The organism is Frankia torreyi, assembly GCF_000948395.1.
Lineage (GTDB): Bacteria > Actinomycetota > Actinomycetes > Frankiales > Frankiaceae > Frankia > Frankia torreyi.
The window spans coordinates 73637-94785 of record NZ_JYFN01000001.1 but is presented as its reverse complement, the minus strand read 5'-3'; the positions used below and the strand labels follow the sequence as shown (position 1 = coordinate 94785).

The window sequence follows — 21149 nt, the reverse complement described above, 5'->3', positions numbered from 1 at the left end:
TGATTATGACTAACTACCCTTTGGTTGCTACCCGGCGACTCCAGGCCGGCAAACCGGTGGTATCAGTCACGATGGTGGCGTGGCCGGGAAGGGAGGAGTGGCCGGGAATGGTGGGGTGGCCGGGAGCGGTGGGGCGGGGTCGGTGAGCGGCAGAGGCGCGCCGCAGCGCGGCTCCGCCCGGCAGGCGCGCCGGTTCCAGCCGCACAGTCTGCCGACGCGGATCGGCGACGATCCGCGCCAGGCCCGCTGGGCGGACGCGATGAAGACGGTGCTCAACCGCGAGCAGATCAGCCTGCCCGCGCTCGCCGAACGGGTNGCCGGACCGCTCGATCTGCAGGGCACCCACAAGCTGCGCCGCTGGCTGAGCAACGAGACGACCATCCCGGCACACGCGATCATCGAGCTGGCCCGGGCGGTCGGTGGCCATGAGAGCGACATGCTCGCCGCCTACGGCCTGCGCAGTCCCTCCATCAGCAAACTCGTCCGCCGGGCCGAGGAGGCCGAGGAGCGGGAGCGGCAGCTTCGCGCCCGCTCCGCGCAGGAGGGCCGGACCACCGGCGGCGCCCTGTTCGCGGCGGCGGCAGCCCGCGACGGACGGTGGTCGGTGACCGTGCGGCCGCACTGGCGAGGCCGGCGCCACCGCTGCCACTTCGCCGACCATGTGCTGCTCGAACGCGTCGACGCGATCAGCGAGCGGGCCGACGCCGAACGAGACTTCGCCGAGGTCTTCGAGCGGACCGCGGCGAGCTGGGACGCCACGCCGCTGCTGGTCGAGGGATTGCCCGCGGGCCCGCTGCCGCCGCTGATCGTCCACCGCTTCACGGCTCCGCACGAGCCCACGGCCCACCATGCCCCCACCGACGCGTCCGGGGTCGGCGCGCAGGGCATCGTCGTCACCGGCCTGCAGTGGACCGGCTCCTACACGGTCGCGGCACTGCTGGCCAAGGCGCTCGGCTGGGGCCTGGGCAGCTTCGCCCGCGCGGCCCGGTCGGTGCACGGCGGGGCGCAGCTCGACTTCGCCCTCGCCGACGAGATCATGCAGGACTGGCTGCGCCGCCCGGACAACTCCCCGCGCCGGGTCTGGGCACACGTGCTCACCGAGCCACCGGAGCCGAGCGCGCCCAGCGCGCGGCTGCTCGGGGACGCGGGGCCCGACGTGCGGGTGGTCATGGTGGTGCCGGAGCCGGAGCTCATCGAGATCATCGCGGCGTTGTCGGGGACGGCGCCGATGGAGCTGGCCGCGCAGTGCCGGGCCTGGGGTGAACTGCTCGCGCCGCATTCCCGGCTGCTGCACGTGCCCGCGTCCGCCCCGCGCGCGGCGGACGGCTCGGTGCTACGGGCCGGTGATCCCCGCTTCCTCGACGCCTACTTCGACGCCTCCGTCGACGCGGCGTTCGACGCCCTGCGCCGGCTCGCGGGCGACCGGCCGGTCAGCACGCTCGTCCCGGCGCAGGCCCGGCTGAGCGACCCGTTCGCGGCCCTGGTCGCGGGCGGCGCTCAGGCCGCGAGCAGCAGCGATCCCGCGGCGCGGGCACCGGTGGCACTGACGACCCCGCCCCCAGCACCAGCACCAGCACCGCTATCGGCACCCGCACCGCAGTCGGCGGGTCCGGTCCCGCTGGCGGGCCCGGTCCCGTCGGCGATCGGCGCCGCGGGCTGAGCGGCGCGCCGCAGCGCGTCGGCGAGGTCGTCGTCGGCGGCCCGCGCGGCTGTCGGTCCGAAGGCCTCGACCAGCGCCGCGCGCAGCGCGCGCACCGCGACGGCGCCCGTGCCGTGCAGGCCGGCGACGGTCGCCGTGAGCCCGACGATCCGATAGCCGGCGACCTCCCGCCGCACCGTCTCGGCGGCCGGCATCGCACCCCCGGCCGTCGGCCACAGCGGCCGGGCCGACGCCAGCCCGGCACGCCCGTCACCACGACCCTCACCCCTGCCGTCCCACCGGCCGGATTCCCGGGCGAGCCCGTCGAGCCGCGCGTCGCGGCCGGTGAAGGCGCTCACCGGCGGCACGACGGGCGCCTTGTCGGCCAGCGGCCCCGCGAGGTAGCGCCGGTGACGCCGCGGCGAGGTCGCCTCGACGGCGGCCATCACGCGACGGATCCAGGCCGCCATCTCGGCCGGGGTGGTGCCGTAGCGGTCGGCCCAGGCCGACAGGGGCCAGCCGGTGCCCGCGACGGCGGGCACATCGCTGCCCAGCCATGTCATCAGGTGCGCCAGCAGGGCCCGGTCGGCGGGGTCGGGCAGCGCCTCATGCGCCCAGGCCGCGTCGGGCACGCGTTCGGGCCGCTGCTGCAGGCCGTGGGCGCGCCGCCGGTCGCGGTGCAGCTCACCCAGGGCCGAGCGCACCACCCGGACGAGGTAGCCGTGCGGGGCGGCGGGACCCCGCCGGCCCAGGCGGTCGACAATCCTTTCCAGCAGGGGCACGGCGTCGTCGAAGCACCCGAGGTCGCAGGCGGCGAGGACGTCGTCCTGGATCGCTCGCGGCCCGGCGGGGCAGGGCATCCCGCCATGGCGGGCCGACCGGCGGGACAGGGTGTCGTTGACCGCGCGGACGGCGGCCGCGAACGTCATTTGTTCCATATGTCCCGAGCGTGCCGGCCGAGCCACGCTTACGGACTCCCGTGGACTGCCGAGTTGACCGGTGCGGCCGGCAGAATCTGCCAGTCCGAGCGTCGGCCGCGGGACGGCTGCCCGCCGCGCGCTGCCCGGCCGAGCCGTCCCCGCGGGGCCTGACGTCGATGCCGGGCCGACCGTGCCCCGGTCTCGACGCCCTACGCTGCATGCTGTGTCCACCGAGCCGGGCGAGCAGGCCCTCGAACGGGTCATCGCCGCCCGGGTCCGCGAGTACCGCCTCGCCGCCGCGCTGTCGGTCGCGGAGCTCGCGCGGCGCACCGAGATGTCCAAGGCGATGCTCTCGAAGATCGAGAATGCCCAGACCTCCTGCAGCCTGTCCACCCTCGGCCGGCTCGCCGCCGGGCTCGGCGTCCCCGTGACGGCGCTGTTCCGCGGCGTCGACGACGAGCGGGAGGCGGTGTTCGTGCCCGCCGGGCACGGCGCCCGGATCGTGCGCCGCGGCAGCCGGGTCGGCCACCTCTACGAGCTGCTGGGCACCCTGCGCGGGGGAGCCAAGCGGATGGAGCCGCTGCTGGTCACCCTGACGGAGGCCAGCGAGGTCTTCCCGTTGTTCCAGCACGAGGGCACCGAGTTCCTCTACGTCCTCGACGGCGTGCTGGAGTACGGGCACGGCGAGGCCCGCTACGTGCTGCACCCCGGCGACGCGCTGATGTTCGACGGCCAGGGGCCGCACGGCCCGGTCCGCCTGCTGGAGCTGCCGATCCGCTTCCTGTCCGTCACCGCCCACGGCTCCCACGACGGCCCCTGACGCCCGGCCACGCATCACGGGGCGCCGAGGTCCTCGCGGGACGTGGCGTGGCAGCGGACGGGCCTGGACAGCGGCGGATGCGCGGGAGCGAGCCGCCATGGTCCTTCCACAGGATTCGATGTCCGATTTATCCCTGCGGAAGAGACAGGCGGCGCCGCTCTCAGGCAGCCGGCCTGGCTCAGCGCATCTGGCCGGCGGCGGCGTAGGGGTGCGGGCTGACCAGGGGGGCGTTCTCGGCGAAGCGGGAGAGGCGGAAGTCGGCGGCGGGGATGAGCGGATGGCTGGAATCCCCGTCGACGACGAGGTCCGCGACGAGCTCACCGACCGCGACCGAGATCGTGAACCCGTGGCCGCTGAACCCCGCCGCGACGAACAACCGGTCGACCGGCGTTGCCGAGATGATCGGGTTGTAGTCGGGGGTGACGTCATAGCAGCCGGCGTAGGACGACGACAGCGCCACCTCGGGCAGACCCGGGAAGCGATGGGCGAACCGGCCGACGGCGCGCTCCACGTACTGCGGGTCCGCGGCGCCCGGGTAGGCGTCGGGGTCGACCCACTGCGGGCGGCTGTGGTCGCTGTTGCCGACCAGCAGGTCGCCGGAGCGCTCCGGGCGCACGTACTGCAGGCCGACCAGGTCGGACAGCACCGGTACGTTCCCGACCGGCGCGCCTGGCGCCACCAGCAGGATCTGCTCCCGTTGGGCCCGCAGCGGCAGGTCGACGCCGACCCCGGCGGCCAGCGCCGCCGACCACACGCCCGCCGCGAGCACCACCGTGCCGGCGGCGATCCGGCTGCCGTCGGCGAGCTCCACCCCGATCGCCCGCCCGCCGGGCCCCGCGCCCCGATCGAAGCGCTCGCCCCCATCGGCACGCTCGCCCCCACCTGCTCGTTCGCCCCCACCTGCTCGTTCGCCCCCACCTGCTCGTTCGCCCGAGGTCAGGATGCGCGCCACCGGGGCACCCTGGCGCACCCGGACCCCGCCCTGGCGGGCCGCAGCCAGGTACGCGTGGCAGGTCCGGTAGGCGTCGCCGTAGCCGCCGCGCGGCTCGTAGGCGAACGCGGCGAAGTCGGCGAGGTCGGCCGCCGGCCACAGCTCGGCGACCTCCGCGGGATCGGCGAGGCGGGTGTCGATGCCGACCGCCGCCGCCGCCTCGACGTTGGCCGCCAGCGCCGCGGCATCACCCGGCCCGACGCCGACGATGTAGCCGACCTGCTCGAAGCCGACCCCGTCGGCCACCCCGAGGATCTCGGCGGCGTGGGTGAACAACTGCACGCCGTGCCAGGCCATCACGGCCAGCGAGGGCACTCCGTAGTGGCAGCGGATGATGCCGCTGGACCGACCCGTCCCGCCCGAGCCGATGGTGGCCCGTTCGAGGACCAGCACGTTGCACACGCCCTTGCGGGTCAGCGCCCAGGCGATCGCAGCCCCCTCGATGCCGCCGCCGACGATGACGACGTCAGCGCTCGCCTGCACGGTCATCATCCGGGGACCCAGTCGGTCCCCGCCAGCGGCACCTCGGCCAGCGGCACCTCGGCCAGCGGCACCTCGGCCAGCGGCACCTCGGCCAGCGCCGCCGCCTCGACGGTGAGCGCGACGAGGTCCTCGGGTTCGAGGCGGCGCACGTCGCTCTTGCCGCAGGCGCGGGCGAGCATCGTCGTCTCCATCGCCAGCGCTCGCAGGTAGGTGGCCACAGGCGACGTGCCTGACGTGCCCGACGTGCCCGACGTGCCGGTCACGGTCGACCACCCCCGATGTGTCTCACCACATGAACCATCGTCAACTGACATTCGACGAGAGAACGATGTCGGAGGAACGGCGCCGCAGTAACGATCCCGTAACGTTCCGCTCCGGGGAACACTGCGGGACGGACGACGGCGAGACGCGCAGGCCCCCTGCGCCCCTTGACCGGTCTGGGCGCGGTCTAGGCGCTCGGATCGAGGGTGTCCCGCGAGGTGCCACCGGAGGGACGGGGTACCACCGGCGCCTCGGTCCGGTCATGCGGAGCGGACGCAGCTGCGGCGGACGCAGGCGGCTGCGAGGATCGTTCCCGGGCCTGCGCAAGGGCGGCCTTCGCGTCGTAGCGGATCAGCGCGGGTACCGCAGCCGTCACCAGCAGCAGGCAGCCGATGCCGGCCAGCCCCCCGCTGATCACGGAGAACGCCGGCGAGGTGACCGCCGCGACGCTGCCGGCCTCCAGATCCCCGAGCCGTGGCCCGCCGGTGACGACGACGAGGAACACGCCCTGCAGCCGCCCGCGCATCTCGTCGGGGGTGGCGACGTTGAGGATCGCGTTGCGCAGGATGGCGCTGACCATGTCGGCGGCGCCCGCGAGCGCCAGCAGCGCCAGGCCGAGCGCGATGTCATGGGCCAGGCCGAAGCCGGCGATCGCCCCGCCCCACAGGACGATCGAGACCACCACCGCGAGCCCCTGGCGGCGGACCCCGCCGAGCGGGCCGGACAGCCCGGCGGCGAGCAGGGAGCCGACCGCGACCGCCGAGTACATCGCGCCCGCCGTCGCGCTCCCCCCACCGAAGCGGCCCTCGGCGAGCGCCGGGAACAACGCCCGCGGCATCCCGAACACCATCGCGATGAGATCGACCACGAAGGTCATCAACAGCACCGGCTGCCCGCGCAGGAATCGCAGCCCCTCGGCGACGCTGGCCACCCCCGCGCCGCGCCCGCCGCCGCGCGGTGGCATCGCCGCTAGCCGGGCCAGCCCGTACAAGGGGGCGGCGAAGGTGACCAGATCGACCGCATAGGCAACCGAGAAGCCGCCGGCGGCCACCGTCACGCCGGCGATGAGCGGGCCGAACACCCCGGCAGCGGTGCCGCCGATCTGGGCCAGGGCGCTGGCGGCCGGCAGGTGCTCGAGCGGGATCAGGTTGGGCGTCATCGCCCGGCGTGCCGGCTGATCGGCGGCCAGCAGCGCGGACTGCACGGCGACCAGGCACATCAGCGGCCAGGCGGCGTCGTCGACGGCGCCGACGAGAGTCAGCAGCAGGAACGCCGCCGAGACCACCGCCAGCCCACCAGAGGTGATCATCGCGAGGCGGCGGCGGTCGACCGCGTCCACGATGGCGCCGCCGAACAGCCCGCCGGCGACGAGCGGCACCAGCGCCACCAGGCTGACCAGGCCGACCTGGAACGACGAGCGGGTGACGGCGAAGACCTGCAGCAGCACCGCGGTGGCCGTGATCTGGGAACCGAGGGCGGAGATCGTCTCCCCCACCCACAACCGGCGGTAGGCCGGGTACTCACGCAGGGGGGAGATGTCGGCGAGCAGCGTGGCCGGGCGCGGGGGCCGTCGGGGGGACGCCCCGTCCGACGACCGGCCAGCGCGCACCCGCGTCCCCTCCGCTCAGCCGATCCGCCGCTCAGCCGATCCGCCGATCCGCAGCTCGGCGGCCGCCGGTCCGGGCAGCACGCACGCTACCGTGCCCGGTTGGTCAGCCGCCCATGGTTCCGGGCGTGCGAGGACGGCCCCGGCCGGCCGCCCGTGGGCACCGACCGGGGCCGCCGTCGCGCGGACCGTCGACGGTCAGAGCTTGCGGTAGCGGGCCTCGAAGAACGAGTAGACGCCGAACAGCGCCAGGCCGATCGCACACACGGTGAGCAGCCACTGGCCGTACGCCTGCCCGGCGAGGGTCTTCAGCGTGCCGTCGAGGCCCTTGGCCTCCTTCGGGTCGAACTCGATCGCCGCCTTGGTCACGAACACGCCGGCGAGCCCGAACACGATGCCGCGCACGATGTAGCCGACGAGACCCGCGGGCTTGGCGATCTTACGGGCGAGCGCGCCCATCTCCCCGGTCTTCAGCTTCTCCTCGAACTTCCGCTTCGCCCCACGAATGATCATGCCGATGCCGATGCCGACGACCACGAGGCCGACGATGCCCACGAGCACCCGGCCGGCGTCGTTGCGCATGACCCGCGCCGTCCAGGGCGCCGGCTCGCCGGACCCGCCGCCGCCCGAGACGAGGAAGCTGATCGTGCTACCGGCGATCACCAGGTAGATGACGCCACGTGCCGCGGAGACCACCCGCTTCGCGGTCCGCTTCTTCTCGCCGTTCTCGTCCTGGACACCGACCGCGGCCTCGAGCAGCCGCCAGGCCGCGTACCCGAGGAAGCCGATGACCATGATGACCAGGACCGTGGACCCGAACGGCTTGTCCTTGATCTCCCCGAGCGCACCGTTGCGGTTCGTCTGGGCGTTGCTCAGTCCGAAGGCCACCTGGAGGGCAAGCACCCCGATGAGGACGTAGACCAGGCCCCGCCCCGCGAGTCCGATGCGGGCCGTGATGTCGACCGTCCGGCTGTGGCGAGCCCGGCGCGCCGCGCCCTTCGCCTGGCTGCCAGCGTCGCCGCCGCTGGTGACGGCGTGCCGCAGCCGGCCGCCGGTCTGCACCGACACAGTGATCACTCCCTCGGACCATGGGATCGGTTGATCCGGGTGGAGCGATGCCCGGCCGGGGGCGCACAAAACCGGTGCGCACAAAACCGGACGAGGCGCGTTCAGGCCGACGTCGGCACCAGATACCGAAGCAGCACCACATCGTCGAGTTGTCGGACCTCGGCCAGCCGCAGCGGGGAATGGACGTTCTGCGGGAAGGCCCCAGGGCCGACGAACGCCGGCGCGTCCCGCTCGCCGACGAAGAACGGGGCGACGGCGAGGTGGAGCTCGTCGACGAGGCCGGCGGTGAGGAAGGCGGTGTGCACCGAGGTTCCCCCCTCGACCAGCAGGCGGCGCACGCCCCGGTGGGCGAGGTCGGCGAGCATCTCGGCAACGTCTATCTCGGCAACGTCCACCCGCGGCCGACCGGGCAGGTCGACGACGCTCACCCGCCCGCCGGGACCAGGTCCGCCCGCCCCCGCCGCCCCATCGGCGATGGGCGCCGGGAGGACTCGGGTGTGGTCGATGGCGGCGCCGGGCGGCGCCACGGACCAGGATGGCGGCGGTGCGGCGCTGCCGGCGCGCCGGTAGACGAGCGTGTCGACCGGGTCGGTGCCGAACAGGCGGGAACGCGGATCGAGGTCGCCGCCGCCGGAGAGCACCACCTTGACCGGCGTCGGCGGCAGGCCCGCGGCGACCCGCGCGGCGCGACGATGCTCGGCGCGCACGGCGAGACGGGGGTTGTCCCGCCGGACGGTCGCGGCGCCGACGAGGATCGCGTCGCACCCGGCGCGCACCTCGTCGACCCGATCGAGGTCCGCCGGCCCGGAGAGGATCAGCCGCGCATCCGAGCAGTCGTCGATCCGGCCGTCCAGCGACATCGCGCAGCTACAGATCACGTAGGGGCGCCCCACCGCCGTGCGCTCGCCGTCCACGCGCGTCAGCATGGCATGCCGGTCGGGAGCGGCCGCGGGCCTGCCGCGGCACGGGACTACCGTGACCTGCTGTGCGGATCGCGACGTGGAACATCAACTCCGCGAAGGCCAGGCAGGCCCGGCTGATCGAGTGGCTGGACCGCGCCGGACCGGACGTGGTGTGCCTGCAGGAGACGAAGCTGTCGGACGACGCCTTCCTCGAGCTTTTCGACGAGGATCTGTTCCGGCGTGGCTATCGGGTCGCCCATCACGGCGACGGCCGGTGGAACGGCGTGGCGATCCTGTCGCGGGGCAGCCTCGACGACGTCGTGCGGGGCCTGCCGGGCGGGCCGGGCTTCCCCGACCCCGAACCTCGCGCGATCGCCGCGACCTGCGACGGCATCCGGGTCTGGTCGTTGTACGTGCCGAACGGGCGCACCGTCGACGACCCGCACTACGCCTACAAGCTGTCCTGGCTGGCCGCGCTGCGCGACGTCGTCACCGCGGAGGTGGCCCGGGGCCCGCTGATGACCCTCGGCGACTTCAACATCGCCCCGACGGATGCCGACGTGTGGGACGTCGCGCAGTTCGAGGGCGCCACGCACGTCACATCGGCCGAACGCGCCGCCCTCGGGGAGCTCGTCGACGCCGGTCTCGTCGACGTCCTGCGTACCCGCTGGCCCGACGACGTCGTCTACACCTACTGGGACTACCGCCAGCTCTGTTTCCCGAAGAACTTCGGCATGCGCATCGACCTGACGCTGGCGTCCGCCGACGTCGCGGGCCGGGTGCGCGCGGTGTGGGTGGATCGGGCGGCCCGCAAGGGGACCGGAACCAGCGACCACGCGCCGGTCATCGTCGACCTGGATGTCGCCCCGGATGGGGACGTGGGCCCCATGGTGCCGCCGCCGTCGAGCCGCGGCTCGACGGGCCGCGGCCGTTCGTCGTCCACCGGCGACTCGCTGCGCCGCTGACGCCGACGCGGGCCCGGGAGGTCATGCGCCCCGGGCCCGACGCCGCGGCGGGCCGGGGTGCGGAGGGACTCGCACCCCGGGTGCGCCGTCACGCGGCCGGCGTGTTCGCGGACTCGGCCCGCCCGCCCTCACTCTGCGCCGTGGGCTGCGCCGACACGGCCGGAACCTCGCTCGGCTGGGCCGGCGCGACCTCGACCGGCTTCGCGACGGCGGCCGGCGCGTGGCCGCCGCTCGCCGCGGTGACCGCGATGCGGGTCGCCTTCGGCTCGACCGCCGCGCCCGCGAGCCGGACGGTCAGCACGCCCCGGTCGTAGCCCGCGGAGATCCGCGAGGCGTCGACCCGCTCGGGGAGCTGGAACTCCCGGCGGAAGCTGCCGGACCAGCTCTCGCGGTGGACGCGACCGGCGTGTTCCCGCTCGTGCTGCCCACCGCGCCGGCCGCGGACGACCAGGCGGCCACGGTCGATCTCCACGACCACGTCGTGCTCCACGTCTACCCCGGGCAGCTCGAGGTTGATCAGCACGTCCTCGCCCTCGGTGACGACGTCGGCCGAGGGAACGGCGAGCTCCGCGCTCTGGGAGCGGCCGGCGAGCGCCGGGCGCCGGGTACCCCACGCGCGCCGAACGATCTCGTCGAACTCCCGGTCCATCCGCCCCAGCGCCGCGAACGGGTCCCACAGGTAGGTGCTCACAAGGGCCTCCCTCGTCTTGATCGATCTCTGGGTGTCACGGCGGGCCGGGCCGCCCCGAGGCACATCCCGGCGATCCTTCGCCGTGAGGCCTCGGCTTTCAGCTCGTCCGTCGTTCACAGTTCATGAGTCTAGGACGCTCAAGCTTCGGGATGCAAGTCTCGGCAGCACTTCTGGTGCAGAGTGACACAGGTGACAGCGAGGCTGCGATCTCGCGGCCGCGGTCGCCGGGGCGACCTCCACGATCGTCCGCGGGGGTACCCGGACCCCGCCGCTGCGGCATCGCGCCCGGCCCGTTCGGGCTGCCCGAGAAGTGCTCGCCCCTCCCCCGGGCGGGGGCGGGGCGGCGAGGGGACGCCGGCGCGGCCCGCGTACCCGGAACAACCCGCGCATCCGGTCAGGCGCGCGGAAGCCCATCACCCGCCGCCGGTGGACTCCAAGGAGCCGGACCGGCGGACACGCCGACCGGCGGACACGCCGACCGGCTGGAGCGCCAGGCCCCGACCGGGCGGCCCCGGGTGCCGTGACGCGCCCATCGGGAGAATGCCCGACGAGCGCAGATCAGCACCGGGTGACCGGTTCGCGCCGTAGCCGGAATACCCGGCAAGACCAGCAAATCCTTACGGAGTGGAGAAACGTCGACCCCGATTACGAGCGGGTAAACCGACACTTCCGTCAAGGTTACGAGGGGTGGCGACAAGTAAGCCACACCATCGTGGTATAAAGTCCCACGCTATACCGGACTGCATGCTGGGGAGGCTGTTCGTGTACCTCGAGCGAACGGTTGCAGCGCCGCACGTGTTTCGTTGGCGGAGTCGCCCAGAACGACCCACTCCCGTCAGGCGGCATCCCGCCGACAGCCCCGCCCGTCCGTCGCCGCGGCGACGGCCCTTCGGGGCGTTTCCGACGGACCGCCTGGTCGCGCGCGACTGACGATCCCACGATCGGCGAGAGTCACGTGGTCGAGGGTCATCTGGCACGGACCGATGGCGCCGGCAGCACAGAGGACAAGGAGTGGCATTGAACGAGAGCGATCGGCGCGCGGCTCTGGCGGTCGCGACGCCCGGAGGTGACGTCCCCTTCCCCGCGTTGGACTTCGATCATCTACCGGCCTCGGTGGTCAGCCGGTTCCGCGAGGTCGCCACGCACCTGCCCAACACCCCGGCGGTGGTGTCCCCGGGCGTCACGATGACGTTCGCCGAGACCGACCGCCGCACGGACGACATCGCGGTGGCCGTGCTGGGGCGCCTCGACGCGACCGAGGACGGCCCGGTGGCGACGCTGCTTCCGCACGGGGTCCCCGGGCTGCTCGGCGTGCTGGCGGCGATGAAGACCGGCCGGCCCGTCGTCCCGCTCGATCCGATGGTGCCGGCCGAGCGGATGGCTCAGATCATCCGTCAGGCCGGCTGCGTCGCGCTGATCACTGACCTGAGCGACGGCTCCGTCGCCCGCTCCACGGTGGGCCTGCGGCCGGTGGGGTCGCCGGACGCGCAGGCGGCCGCCGTGGCGACGGTCGATCCGAAACCGCTGCTGGAGCTGCTGGCCGGCAACGGTCCCCGGCTGGTGCTGGACCTCGCGGCCGCGGCCGGCGACGGCGCCGAGTGGATCGCCGCCAACGGGGCCGACGCGGTCTGGTGGCCCGAGCCGCAGCTCACCGACCCGGCCTGCATCGTGTTCACCTCCGGCTCCACCGGCGCACCCAAGGGCGTCGTCTGGACGCACGGCACATTCCTGTGCGATGCCTATGCCGGCGCGCAGCGCCTCGGCTTCGGGCCCGGCGACCGGTTGGCGCTGGTGCTGCCGTACTCGTTCGCGGCGGGGATCACCGTAGTCGTGTTCGGCCTGCTCAACGGCGCGGGCCTCTACGCCTACGACCCACGGTCGGCGGGGCTGCCCGGTCTCGGTGACTGGATCAACGCCCAGCACCTGACGGCGTTGCAGACCACCCCGTCGCTGCTGCGGGCGTTGCTCGGCGCGCTCGAACCGGACGAGATCCTCGCCGACCTGCGGATCGTCACCACCTGCGGGGAGGCCGCGTACGGCCGCGACATCGCCGCGCTGCGCCCGCACGTGCCGGCGTCCTGTACCTACGTGAACTGGTCTGGTGCCTCCGAGATCGCCTCGCTGGGCTTCTTCGAGATTGCGCCGGACGCGCCGGTGCCCGCGGGCACCGTGCCGGCGGGGCTGCCCGCGCCGGGCAAGGAGGTGGTGTTCCGCCGCGAGGACGGCACCATCGCCGGGCCCGGCGAGTCGGGCGACGTCGAGGTGACCTCGGCGTACCTGTCCGCGGGCTACTGGGGCAGCCCGGAGCTGACGGCGGAGAAGTTCACCCCGCGCCCGGACGGCCGGACCACCTGCCGCACCGGCGATCTCGGCCGGTTCGAGCCCGACGGCACGATGGTGCTGCTCGGCCGGCGCGACGCCGCGGTGAAGATCCGTGGGTACCTGGTGGAGCCGAGCGAGGTCGAGGCGGCCCTGCTGAACTCCCCGGAGATCGCCGAGGCGGTGGTCACCGCGGTGACCACCGGGGNACAGAACCGCCTGGTCGCCTACGTCGTCCCAGCGGTGAACGGCAACACGCTGTCCCCGGTGCGCATCCGCCGAGCGCTGCGCGAGCGGCTGCCGGTCTGGATGGTGCCCACGACGATCGTGGCGCTGGCGGAGATGCCCCGCAACGAGCGCGGCAAGGTCGACCGCGGCGCACTGCCGCCCCCGCCCGCGGCCCCCGCCGGGTCCGCCCGGCCGCGGACCCAGTGGGAGATCGTCGTCGCCGACATCTGGACCCGGGTCCTGGACCTGGAGGAGGTGGGGATCGAGGACGACTTCATGGAGCTCGGCGGCGACTCGCTCGCCGCCAACGAGCTGCTCACCCTCGTCGGCGAGAAGCTCGGGGTCTCCCTGCCGTCGTCGGCCCTGGTCGACTCCCCCACGCTCGGCGCCTTCGCCCGGACGGTCTCGCTGGCCCAGCAGGCCGGCCCCCGCCACCCGACCGTCGTGCCGCTGCGCACCACCGGCTCGCGCCCGCCGCTGTTCTGCTTCGCCGGAGCCGGTGCGCTCGCGCTCGGCTTCCACTCGCTCGCCCGCCGGCTCGGCGACGACCAGCCGGTCTACGCCTTCCAGGCACACGGTCTGGAACGGCGCGGCTTCCCCGACTGGAGCGTGGAGAAGACCGCCCGCCGCCACCTGGAGATCATCCGGATCATCGCACCGCGGGGCCCCTACCTGCTGGCCGGGCACTCCCTCGGCGGTCTGATCGCGATGGAGATCGCCCAGCAGCTCGCCGCGGCCGGTGACGAGGTCGGCTTTCTGTCGATCATGGACACCTACATGCCGTCCTCCCTGCGGATCACGCCCGGCGAGGAGGACGGCGCAGCGCCGGCCGCCGACACCGCGAACGGAGCCGGCGCGCCGGTGACGCCCGGCGGTGCGCAGGAGCACGCCCGTACCTACCGCCACCGGCTGACGCGCTTCACCCAGCGGCTACTGCCGGAGCAGCGGGCGAACTTCACCAACATCGCGACGCTGAAGAAAATGGTGCAGATTCCGCTGACCGGAGTGGTGCAGTTCGGCGGAATGGAGCAGTTCGACGTCTTCTTCAATCACGGCAGGCTACTCGAGCGTTTCTACCGGCCGCAGCCGTGGGCCGGCCGGACCCTCGTCTACCGATCGGCCGAAAATCCGGACTCGGAGGACGCCTGGTCGGCTTTTCTCACCGGCAGCCACGACACGCACTATGTCCCTTGTGAACATTTTTATCTGCTTCGGGAACCGCATGTCATAAAGATCTCCGAGCATTTCCAGGCGGAGATCGACCGAGTGGTGGCCGAGCAGGCGGCTCGGCGCTGAGCCGTCGGTCTCGCCCGTCCGGGCGACGGTCAGGGACCACCGTGTCCTTCCGGCCGTGTCCCCCGGCCGCACCCGGTGGCCAGGTCCCGGCACCGCCCGTGGCCGGGCGGTGCCGGGAGGCCACCAGCCAGCCGCCCGGCTAGCGGCGGTCGGCGGCGTAGGTCACGCGGACGTCGGTGAAACCCAGCGCCCCGAGCAGACCGCGCAGCATGGCGGTCGTGTTCTTCTTGCCCAGCTCGATGACCTGACCGTCGGTCCTGGCCGCGTCGGTCATCTTCGACGAGGCCTTCTGATACAGCCCCTTGTCGCTGCTGACCCCGCCGAGCAGGCCGCCAACCCGGTCCAGCGCACCGCGCTGGCGGGCGACCACGTAGCTGTGGTCGAGGTCCAGCACCGGCGTGGACAGGGTCGGGTTCGGCAGCTCGATGGTCACCGATCGGCGGTCCGGCGAGACGGTGACGGCGTCGGCGTCGAGGTGGCCGAAGTCGACCGTCGAGTCGACCGTGCCGACCCCCACGAACAGTGTGCGCTCCCCCTTCAGCGCCGCCGGGATCCACCTGGTGTCGTCCTCGAGATCGACGACGACCTCGAAGTGGGCGCCGGCGGCGTGGTAGGAGCTGAGGTCCTCCAGCGAGCGCAGCACCGCCGGGGAGCTGCGGTCGATCGTCCGCTCCTTGAACGGGTTGAGGCTGGGCCGCCACCCGGCCACCACCGCGATCAGGCCGACGACGAGCACGGCGAGCAGGATGGTGGCGATCAGCCGCAGCGGGCTGAAGCGGGACGGCAGGGAGCGCAGGGTCCGGTTCGAGCGGGTGGGCCGGTCCGTGCCGGGCTCGTCGTTCATGGCGCAAGATGTACCCGAAAACCCCGGTAACCACGCCGATTGTCGGCGTTACGACCGCCCGCCGGTGATCGCCGCCGGCTCGCTGGTGCGCGCCAGGATGATCGCGGTGCGATCGTCGCCCTGCCGGCCCGGGGCATGCCGGCGCACGGCGTCGAAGGCGGCGTCGAGCAGGCCCACCGGGGTGCGGCCGGGGTCGCGCAGGATCTCCGCGATCAGCCGGTGCGCGCCGAACTGGCGACCGGCGGCGTCGCGCGCCTCGACCAGCCCGTCGGTGTAGGCGATGAGCGCGTCCCCCGGTTCGAGGTGCAACGTCCGGATCTCCCACGCGCCGGGCGCGGCGAGCAGGCCCGACATCAGCGGCCCCGTCGGGGGCAGCCGCACGATCTGGGCGGCGGGGTGCCGGCGGTTCCCCTTCGGCGCGGGCGCCTGGTTCGTCGGCCTTCGGCGCGCGCCGGCCGCCGGCCCCACGATCGCGCTGACGCTCACCGACGGCCGGGGCCCCGCGACGCCGGCGTCCCGCTTGCGGGCCGGGTCCGCAGCGTCGACCACCGCGTCGACCCTGGCATCGTCGACGGCCCCGGCCGGCGGGGCGGGCGGCGCGGCGGGGTGGGGAATGGCCGGCGGGGCGGCCGGCGCGGCCATCGCCCAGGCAGGCCCGGCCCGGCGCAGCAGCAGCGCGTCCGGGTGGCCGGCGTTGACGTAGTGCAGTTCCCCGCTGCGTGGATCGACGACGGCGATGATGGCGGTGGCGAACATCTCCTCGGTCTCGCCGAGGTTCTCCACCGCCCATTCCACCGCGGCGGCCGGGCCAGCGCCGGTGGACAGCGCGGCGTCGAGGAGCTGCTTGAGTCGCAGGGCGAAGACGCCCGCTGCGGCGCCGTGGCCCGAGACGTCGCCCACGACCACGGCGACGCGTCCGTCGGGCAGCTCGAAGGCGTCGTACCAGTCCCCCGCAAGCTCCCCCTGGGCCGGATCGACCCGTCCGTGCAACATCAGCCCGCGGGCTCGCAGCAGTGAGGGGGTGAGCGCGTCGCGCAGAGCGATAACGGCGGGCCCCTGCTGCGCCAGGGCCTCCCAGGACCGCTCGTTCTGCCGCACGAGGCGCACGAGCTGGGCACGCATCGTCTCGACGTCCGCCGCCAGCGCCACGATCTCCGCCGGGCCCACCGAGGGGATCCGCGTGTCGTATCGCCCGGCCGCCACGGAGTTGACCGAGCGTTGCAGGGCGCCGATCGGGCGCAGCAGCCAGCGCCGCAGCACGATCATGATCGTCACCAGGACACCGAGGATGACGAACATCGCGCTGGCCAGGGAGCTCAGCAGCAGCACGGACGAACTCTCGACCCGGCCGGACGCCTCGACCTGCTCGCGGTCGATCTGTCCGGCGAGGCGGGCGGCCTGGCGGCGCAGTTCGTCGAAGTCGCGGCGGGCGTTCGCGCGGACGATGCCGGCGGCCCCGGCCACGTCGCCGCGGGCCATCGCGGCCAGCTCCGGCTCGACGACCTCGCGCCGCCAGGTCCCGTAGGCGACGTCGACCCGGGTCCGCTGCGCCCGCAGGTCGGGGAAGTCGGCCAGCAGGTCGTCCAGCCGCGCGTTGAGCGCGGGAACCGAACGCCGGGAGTCGTCGAACGGCTCCAGGAAGCCGCGGTCGCGGGTGACGATGTAGCCACGCAACGCGCTTTCCTGATCGACGAAGTCGGCGAGGAGCATCGCGGTGGTCGTGGCCGCGGGGTCCAGGTGCTTTCCCCGTTCGGAGGCGGCGTGCCGCGACCGCAGGGCGGAGGCCACGGCCAGCACCAGCATCACGATGATCGCGATGCTGGCAAGCAGCGTCAGCGTCCGGATGCCGCGCCGGAGGCCAGCCGTTTCGCCCACGCCAGGATTGTCGTCCACTCGTCGGGGGCGGGTTGTGTCGGGTGACGGGCGTCCCGCGTCCCTGGTGTCCTGTCGGTCGTCCGGCGGGCAGCCCCGGCCTGCAACCCGACGGGTCCGGCGCGCCCGCCAGCCGAAGGAAAGCGATCCGAGCGACCGGAACATGCCGGCGGTACCGCCACGTCGCGTCCAAAAAGGCGGCCAGGTCACTGGCGGTACGAAAAACGAAGTCGGTCAGGAAATCCAGCTAAAAAGGCTGATTTGCTCGTCCACGCCGAGCCTCGGCGCGTGACGAGGTCAACCGGCGGGAAAACACAGGTTGAAGCCGCGGAGCTGGAACCCGGCCCACAGGCTGGTCGTTGACATTCGTGGACGTGCCGCCCCCTGACTTTCGCGGGTGCGCGTCACCCGACCGGGCCGCGAGCGCTCACGGACTGCCCCGGTCGCACTCCCCGACGCTCGCCGTTGCAGGGCGCCCCCTGCGGCGGGCATCCGACACCCAGGGTGGGAGCAGCACCACGATGACTTCCGGTTCGGCCACCGACCCGGCCCACGCGAACCACGACCCGGCCCACGGGACGGCCGCCTCGCCGACCGTCATGGACGGTACGGCGGGCCTGGCCCGCGCCGACACGGCGATCTGGACCCGCGGGCTGACCAAGCGCTACGGCGCCCGGCGCGCCGTGGATCATCTCGACCTCCAGGTGCCCCGCGGGGCCCTGTCCGGCTTCGTCGGGCCAAACGGCGCCGGCAAGTCCACCACGCTGCGGATGCTGCTGGGCCTCATCCGGCCCTCGGCCGGCCACGGCCACGTCCTGGGCGAGCCGATCACCGAGCCGGACCGCTACCTGCACCGGGTCGGCGCGATGATCGAGGGCCCGACCTTCCACCCGGGCCTGTCGGGCCGGCGCAACCTCGATCAGCTCGCGATCCTGCGCGGCATCGGGGGCTGGCAACGGGCCCTCCGACAGCGCCGCGTCGAGGAGGTGCTGGGGCAGGTGGGCCTGGGCGAGCGGGCCGACGACCGGTTCAGCACGTACTCGCTCGGCATGAAGCAGCGCCTGGGCATCGCCGCCGCCCTGCTACCCGACCCGTGCCTGCTCATCCTGGACGAGCCGACCAACGGTCTGGACCCGGCGGGCATCCGGGAGATCCGGGCGCTGCTCGGCCAGCTCGCCGGCGGGGGGATGACCGTCTTCGTCTCCAGCCACCTGCTCACCGAGGTCGAGCAGATCTGCGACCACCTCGTCATGATCAACGGCGGGCGGATGCTGTTCCAGGGCCACGTCACCGACCTGCTCGCGGCCGAGGATCCCCGCATCGTGATGATCCCCGAGCACGATGCCGACGCGCGCCGGCTCGCCGGGCTGCTCGGCGACGAGGGACTGCGCGTCGAGATCGATCTGCGCAACGGTCCTCCGGACGCCTCGGCCACCCGGGGCCGCCGGCCGGTCGTCACCGCGCACGCCCCGGAGGGACTGGCCGCCCACCTCAACCGGCTCGCGATGCGCGCCGGCATCACCCTGCGCTCGCTGCGCACCCACCGACCCAACCTGGAGGAGACTTTTCTGCGCGTCACCGGAGAGATCGACGGCGACCTGGTCCGTACCGCCCAGGCCGGGCAGGAGCCGGATGGGAGCGTGCCGCCGCCCGTGGGCGCCGGGCTCGACCCGGCCCACAGCCGCGGGGGTGCCACATGATCGCGGCATTTCGGGCCGAATGGGTGCCCCTGCTGCGGCCCCGGTTCCTGCTGGGCACGCTCGGTGCCGTGGTCGCGTGCGCCCTCCTCGGCACCGTGCTGACCTTCTTCTCGGTCGGGCACCGGGACTTCGACGGCGATCCGGTCACCGCCGCCGCCCTGTCCCGGCCGGACGGCCTGCTCCAGGGCGTGCAGGCCGTCAGCATCCTGCTGGGGGTGGTGGCGCTGTCGGTCGTCGCCGCCTCGCTGGCCGGTGACCACAGTCACGGCACCCTGCGCAACCAGCTCGTCGCCCGGCCCCACCGGGCCCGGCTGCTCGCCGGGAAGCTGCTCGCCCTGGCGGCCTTCGTCGTCCTGATCGTCGCAGCGGCCACGGCCGTCTCGGTGGGGCTGTCGTTCCTGCTCGCGCCGACCCGGGGGGTGTCCACCGCCGCCTGGAGCAGTGGGGCGGGACTGGTCGAGCTCGGCACCGGCTTCGTCAACCTGTGCCTCGGCTCGCTGGGGTACGCGGCGATCGGGGCGTTGGCCGCGATCCTGCTACGCGGGCCGGCGGCCGCGATCGCCGTCGCGCTCGCCTACGCGCTTCCGGTGGAGATGCTGATCGCGCGCATCTACCGCCCGGCGCGCTCGTGGCTGCCGGTGCAGCTCATGCAGGAGATAGCCACCGGCGGCGCCGCCGACCCCATGCCCTACGCCGACGCCCTGCTGCGCGGGGTGGTCTACGCCGGCGTCATGGTGCTGCTCGCCCTGATGGTCTTCCGGCGGCGAGACATGACCGCCTGAGACGTCAGGGGCCGAAGACGTCAGTGGCCGAAGACGTCGGAGTCCAGGGCGTCGGCCTCGCCGGCGGCCCCGCGGTCCAGGCCGGAGATGGCCGCGATCTCCTCCGCGGTCAGGCTGAAGCCGAACACGTCGATGTTCTCGGCCAGCCGGGCCGGGCTGGCCGACTTCGGCACCGCCACCACGCCGAGCTCGACGTGCCAACGCAGCACGATCTGCGCGGGTGTGCGGCCGTGCGCGGCGGCGATCCGGGTGATGACGGGTTCGTCGAGCAGGCCGGTGCCGGCACCCAGCGGACTCCAGGCCTCGGTGACGATGCCGTGCTCGGCGTGGTAGGCGCGGACCGCGCCCCGACCCAGCCGCGGATCGAGCTGGATCTGGTTGACGTCCGGGGCCACCCCGGTCTCGGCCAGCAGCCGGTCCAGGTGGGTCGTCTTGAAGTTCGACACGCCGATGGCCCGCACCTGACCATCCTTCACCAGGTCGACGAGGCCCTTCCAGGCAGCGACGTACCGGTCCCGCCACGGGTTGGGCCAGTGGATGAGCAACAGGTCGACGTAGTCGAGGCCCATCCGCCGGGTGCTCTCCGCGGCCGCCCGGCGCACTCCCCGCACGCTGTGTGAGCGCTTGTTGAACTTCGTGGTGACGAACAGCTCCTCGCGGGCCACCCCGGCGGCGCGCAGGCCGGCGCCGACCCCCTTCTCGTTGCCGTAGTTGTGGGCGGTGTCGATCAGCCGGTAGCCCAGCCCGATCGCCTGTTCCACGACGCCCTGGACCGCGCGGTCGTCCAGCGGCCAGGTCCCGAGCCCGAGCTGGGGCATCCGGGCGCCGTGCGCGAGGGGGACGGTGGGAACGGGCGAAGGCGGCACGGCGCGCAGACCTTTCTGTCACGATGAGGCAGACCCAGCGAGCGGGCCCGGACGCGCGGGGAGCAGACTGCCAGCATGAGTGCCGCCAGGGACGACAGACTCGCCGTACAGCTACCCGAGGACTCGGCGGGCGTCATCCGTTCCGCCGCGGAGGGNGAGGGCCTGTCCCTCGAGGACTTCGCCGTCGAGGCGATGAAGCGGTACGCCCAGGAGGTGCTGGCCGACCGGCGGCTGTTCCGCGTGCCGGACACGGACTGGGGCGCGTTCGAGGCGCTGCTCAACGAGCCGCCGGCCGACACCCCGAGGCTGCGCCGGCTGCTGGACGACGAGCCGGGCGCGGAGTAGTCCGCCACCGCCCACCGCCTCCCGACCGCGTCCCCGACCCGGCAAGAAGGATGTCACGCAGTGCCCCTGACCAAACCCGCGGCCCTGACCGAGGCCATGGATCGCACGACCTTCAACAGCGGGGACGACCTGCTTGACGGTTGGCTGCGGCATCGCGCCCTCGAACATCAGCAGGATCGGACCACGAACACGTTCGTGATCCTCGATGCCGACCGGATCGCCGGCTACTACTGCCTGGCGACGGCCGCCGTGGAACGCATCCCCGGCTCGCGCCGACGCTCGCGGCGGCCGACCGAGCCGGTCGCGGCGATGTTCGTCGGCCGGCTCGCCGTCGATCTGCGCTACCAGGGCCGTGGGATCGGCGCCCGGCTCGTCCGCGACGCGGTGATGCGCTCACTCACCGTACACCGGATGGTCGGGCTACCCCTGCTGCTCGCCCATGCGATGCGGGAACCCGGGCGCGCCTTCTACCGCCATGTCGGCTTCCGCGACGCCCGGTTCGATCCCTACCTGCTGGCGCTGCCGCTGCGCGCTGTGGCCGGCGGCTGAAC

Annotated in this window: 17 protein-coding genes and 2 pseudogenes; 10 read left to right on the top strand and 9 right to left on the bottom strand. The window is 73.6% G+C overall.

Annotated features, from left to right (window positions below):
* Positions 1–316: 316 nt before the first annotated feature.
* A partial coding sequence (locus FF36_RS33865; RefSeq protein WP_242422209.1) for a hypothetical protein occupies positions 317–1660 on the top strand: 1344 nt, incomplete at its 5' end.
* A 1122-nt stretch (positions 1661–2782) separates the two neighbouring features.
* Positions 2783–3379: a helix-turn-helix domain-containing protein gene (locus FF36_RS00375; RefSeq protein WP_044882908.1), complete on the top strand. Its 597-nt coding sequence runs from the start codon at positions 2783–2785 to the stop codon at positions 3377–3379.
* A 178-nt stretch (positions 3380–3557) separates the two neighbouring features.
* Here FF36_RS00375 and FF36_RS00370 read toward each other — a convergent pair whose 3' ends face one another.
* The 5 genes from FF36_RS00370 to FF36_RS00350 all read right to left on the bottom strand — a co-directional run bounded on the left by FF36_RS00370 (position 3558) and on the right by FF36_RS00350 (position 8714).
* Positions 3558–4859 (bottom strand): NAD(P)/FAD-dependent oxidoreductase, encoded by a 1302-nt coding sequence (locus FF36_RS00370; protein ID WP_044882907.1) that lies wholly within the window; start codon positions 4857–4859, stop codon positions 3558–3560.
* Positions 4859–5116: a hypothetical protein gene (locus FF36_RS00365; RefSeq protein ID WP_055867264.1), complete on the bottom strand. Its 258-nt coding sequence runs from the start codon at positions 5114–5116 to the stop codon at positions 4859–4861. The genes FF36_RS00370 and FF36_RS00365 overlap by 1 nt, the downstream gene beginning before the upstream one ends.
* A 185-nt stretch (positions 5117–5301) precedes the next feature.
* Positions 5302–6723 (bottom strand): MFS transporter, encoded by a 1422-nt coding sequence (locus FF36_RS00360; RefSeq protein ID WP_044882905.1) that lies wholly within the window; start codon positions 6721–6723, stop codon positions 5302–5304.
* Between the two features lie 195 nt (positions 6724–6918).
* Positions 6919–7788: a DUF1206 domain-containing protein gene (locus FF36_RS00355; RefSeq protein ID WP_082121574.1), complete on the bottom strand. Its 870-nt coding sequence runs from the start codon at positions 7786–7788 to the stop codon at positions 6919–6921.
* Between the two features lie 101 nt (positions 7789–7889).
* Complete coding sequence (locus FF36_RS00350) at positions 7890–8714, bottom strand: RibD family protein (RefSeq protein WP_044882904.1); 825 nt, start codon at positions 8712–8714, stop codon at positions 7890–7892.
* Positions 8715–8773: 59 nt separating this feature from the next.
* Here FF36_RS00350 and FF36_RS00345 point away from each other — a divergent pair, with 59 nt between their 5' ends.
* The gene (locus tag FF36_RS00345; RefSeq protein ID WP_044882903.1) at positions 8774–9655 is read left to right on the top strand and encodes an exodeoxyribonuclease III; all 882 of its coding nucleotides are present in this window, start codon (positions 8774–8776) and stop codon (positions 9653–9655) included.
* A gap of 88 nt (positions 9656–9743) precedes the next feature.
* Here FF36_RS00345 and FF36_RS00340 read toward each other — a convergent pair whose 3' ends face one another.
* Complete coding sequence (locus FF36_RS00340; protein ID WP_044882902.1) at positions 9744–10346, bottom strand: Hsp20/alpha crystallin family protein; 603 nt, start codon at positions 10344–10346, stop codon at positions 9744–9746.
* 1011 nt (positions 10347–11357) lie between these two features.
* Here FF36_RS00340 and FF36_RS36660 point away from each other — a divergent pair.
* Both FF36_RS36660 and FF36_RS36655 read left to right on the top strand, forming a co-directional pair.
* Positions 11358–12873, top strand: a pseudogene (locus tag FF36_RS36660) (AMP-binding protein); the annotation flags it as partial.
* Position 12874: 1 nt separating this feature from the next.
* Positions 12875–14189, top strand: a 1315-nt coding sequence (locus FF36_RS36655; RefSeq protein ID WP_242422208.1) for a thioesterase domain-containing protein, incomplete at its 5' end; no start/stop codon positions are given.
* A 139-nt stretch (positions 14190–14328) separates the two neighbouring features.
* Here FF36_RS36655 and FF36_RS00330 read toward each other — a convergent pair.
* Together FF36_RS00330 and FF36_RS00325 are read right to left on the bottom strand one after the other, a co-directional pair.
* Positions 14329–15033, bottom strand: coding sequence for a DUF4230 domain-containing protein (locus FF36_RS00330; RefSeq protein ID WP_044882900.1), 705 nt, complete (start codon positions 15031–15033; stop codon positions 14329–14331).
* 48 nt (positions 15034–15081) lie between these two features.
* Entirely contained in the window at positions 15082–16908 is a 1827-nt protein-coding gene (locus FF36_RS00325) for a PP2C family protein-serine/threonine phosphatase (RefSeq protein WP_044882899.1), read from the bottom strand.
* Positions 16909–17426: 518 nt separating this feature from the next.
* Here FF36_RS00325 and FF36_RS00320 point away from each other — a divergent pair.
* Both FF36_RS00320 and FF36_RS00315 read left to right on the top strand, forming a co-directional pair.
* Positions 17427–18605, top strand: a complete 1179-nt coding sequence (locus FF36_RS00320; protein ID WP_052680868.1) for an ABC transporter ATP-binding protein — start codon at positions 17427–17429, stop codon at positions 18603–18605.
* A complete protein-coding gene (locus FF36_RS00315) occupies positions 18602–19387 on the top strand; it encodes an ABC transporter permease subunit (protein ID WP_044882898.1) in 786 nt (261 codons plus the stop codon). The genes FF36_RS00320 and FF36_RS00315 overlap by 4 nt, the downstream gene beginning before the upstream one ends.
* A gap of 20 nt (positions 19388–19407) precedes the next feature.
* On the opposite strand, the gene FF36_RS00310 is transcribed toward FF36_RS00315, so the two are convergent.
* A complete protein-coding gene (locus FF36_RS00310; protein WP_044882897.1) occupies positions 19408–20253 on the bottom strand; it encodes an aldo/keto reductase in 846 nt (281 codons plus the stop codon).
* 75 nt (positions 20254–20328) lie between these two features.
* Here FF36_RS00310 and FF36_RS39825 point away from each other — a divergent pair.
* The 3 genes and pseudogenes from FF36_RS39825 to FF36_RS00300 form a co-directional block, all read left to right on the top strand.
* A pseudogene (locus tag FF36_RS39825) lies at positions 20329–20408 on the top strand (type II toxin-antitoxin system TacA family antitoxin); the annotation flags it as partial.
* A gap of 1 nt (position 20409) precedes the next feature.
* Positions 20410–20598, top strand: a 189-nt coding sequence (locus tag FF36_RS00305) for a type II toxin-antitoxin system TacA family antitoxin (RefSeq protein WP_242422207.1), incomplete at its 5' end; no start/stop codon positions are given.
* 60 nt (positions 20599–20658) lie between these two features.
* The gene (locus tag FF36_RS00300; RefSeq protein ID WP_173667257.1) at positions 20659–21147 is read left to right on the top strand and encodes a GNAT family N-acetyltransferase; all 489 of its coding nucleotides are present in this window, start codon (positions 20659–20661) and stop codon (positions 21145–21147) included.
* Positions 21148–21149: the final 2 nt, after the last annotated feature.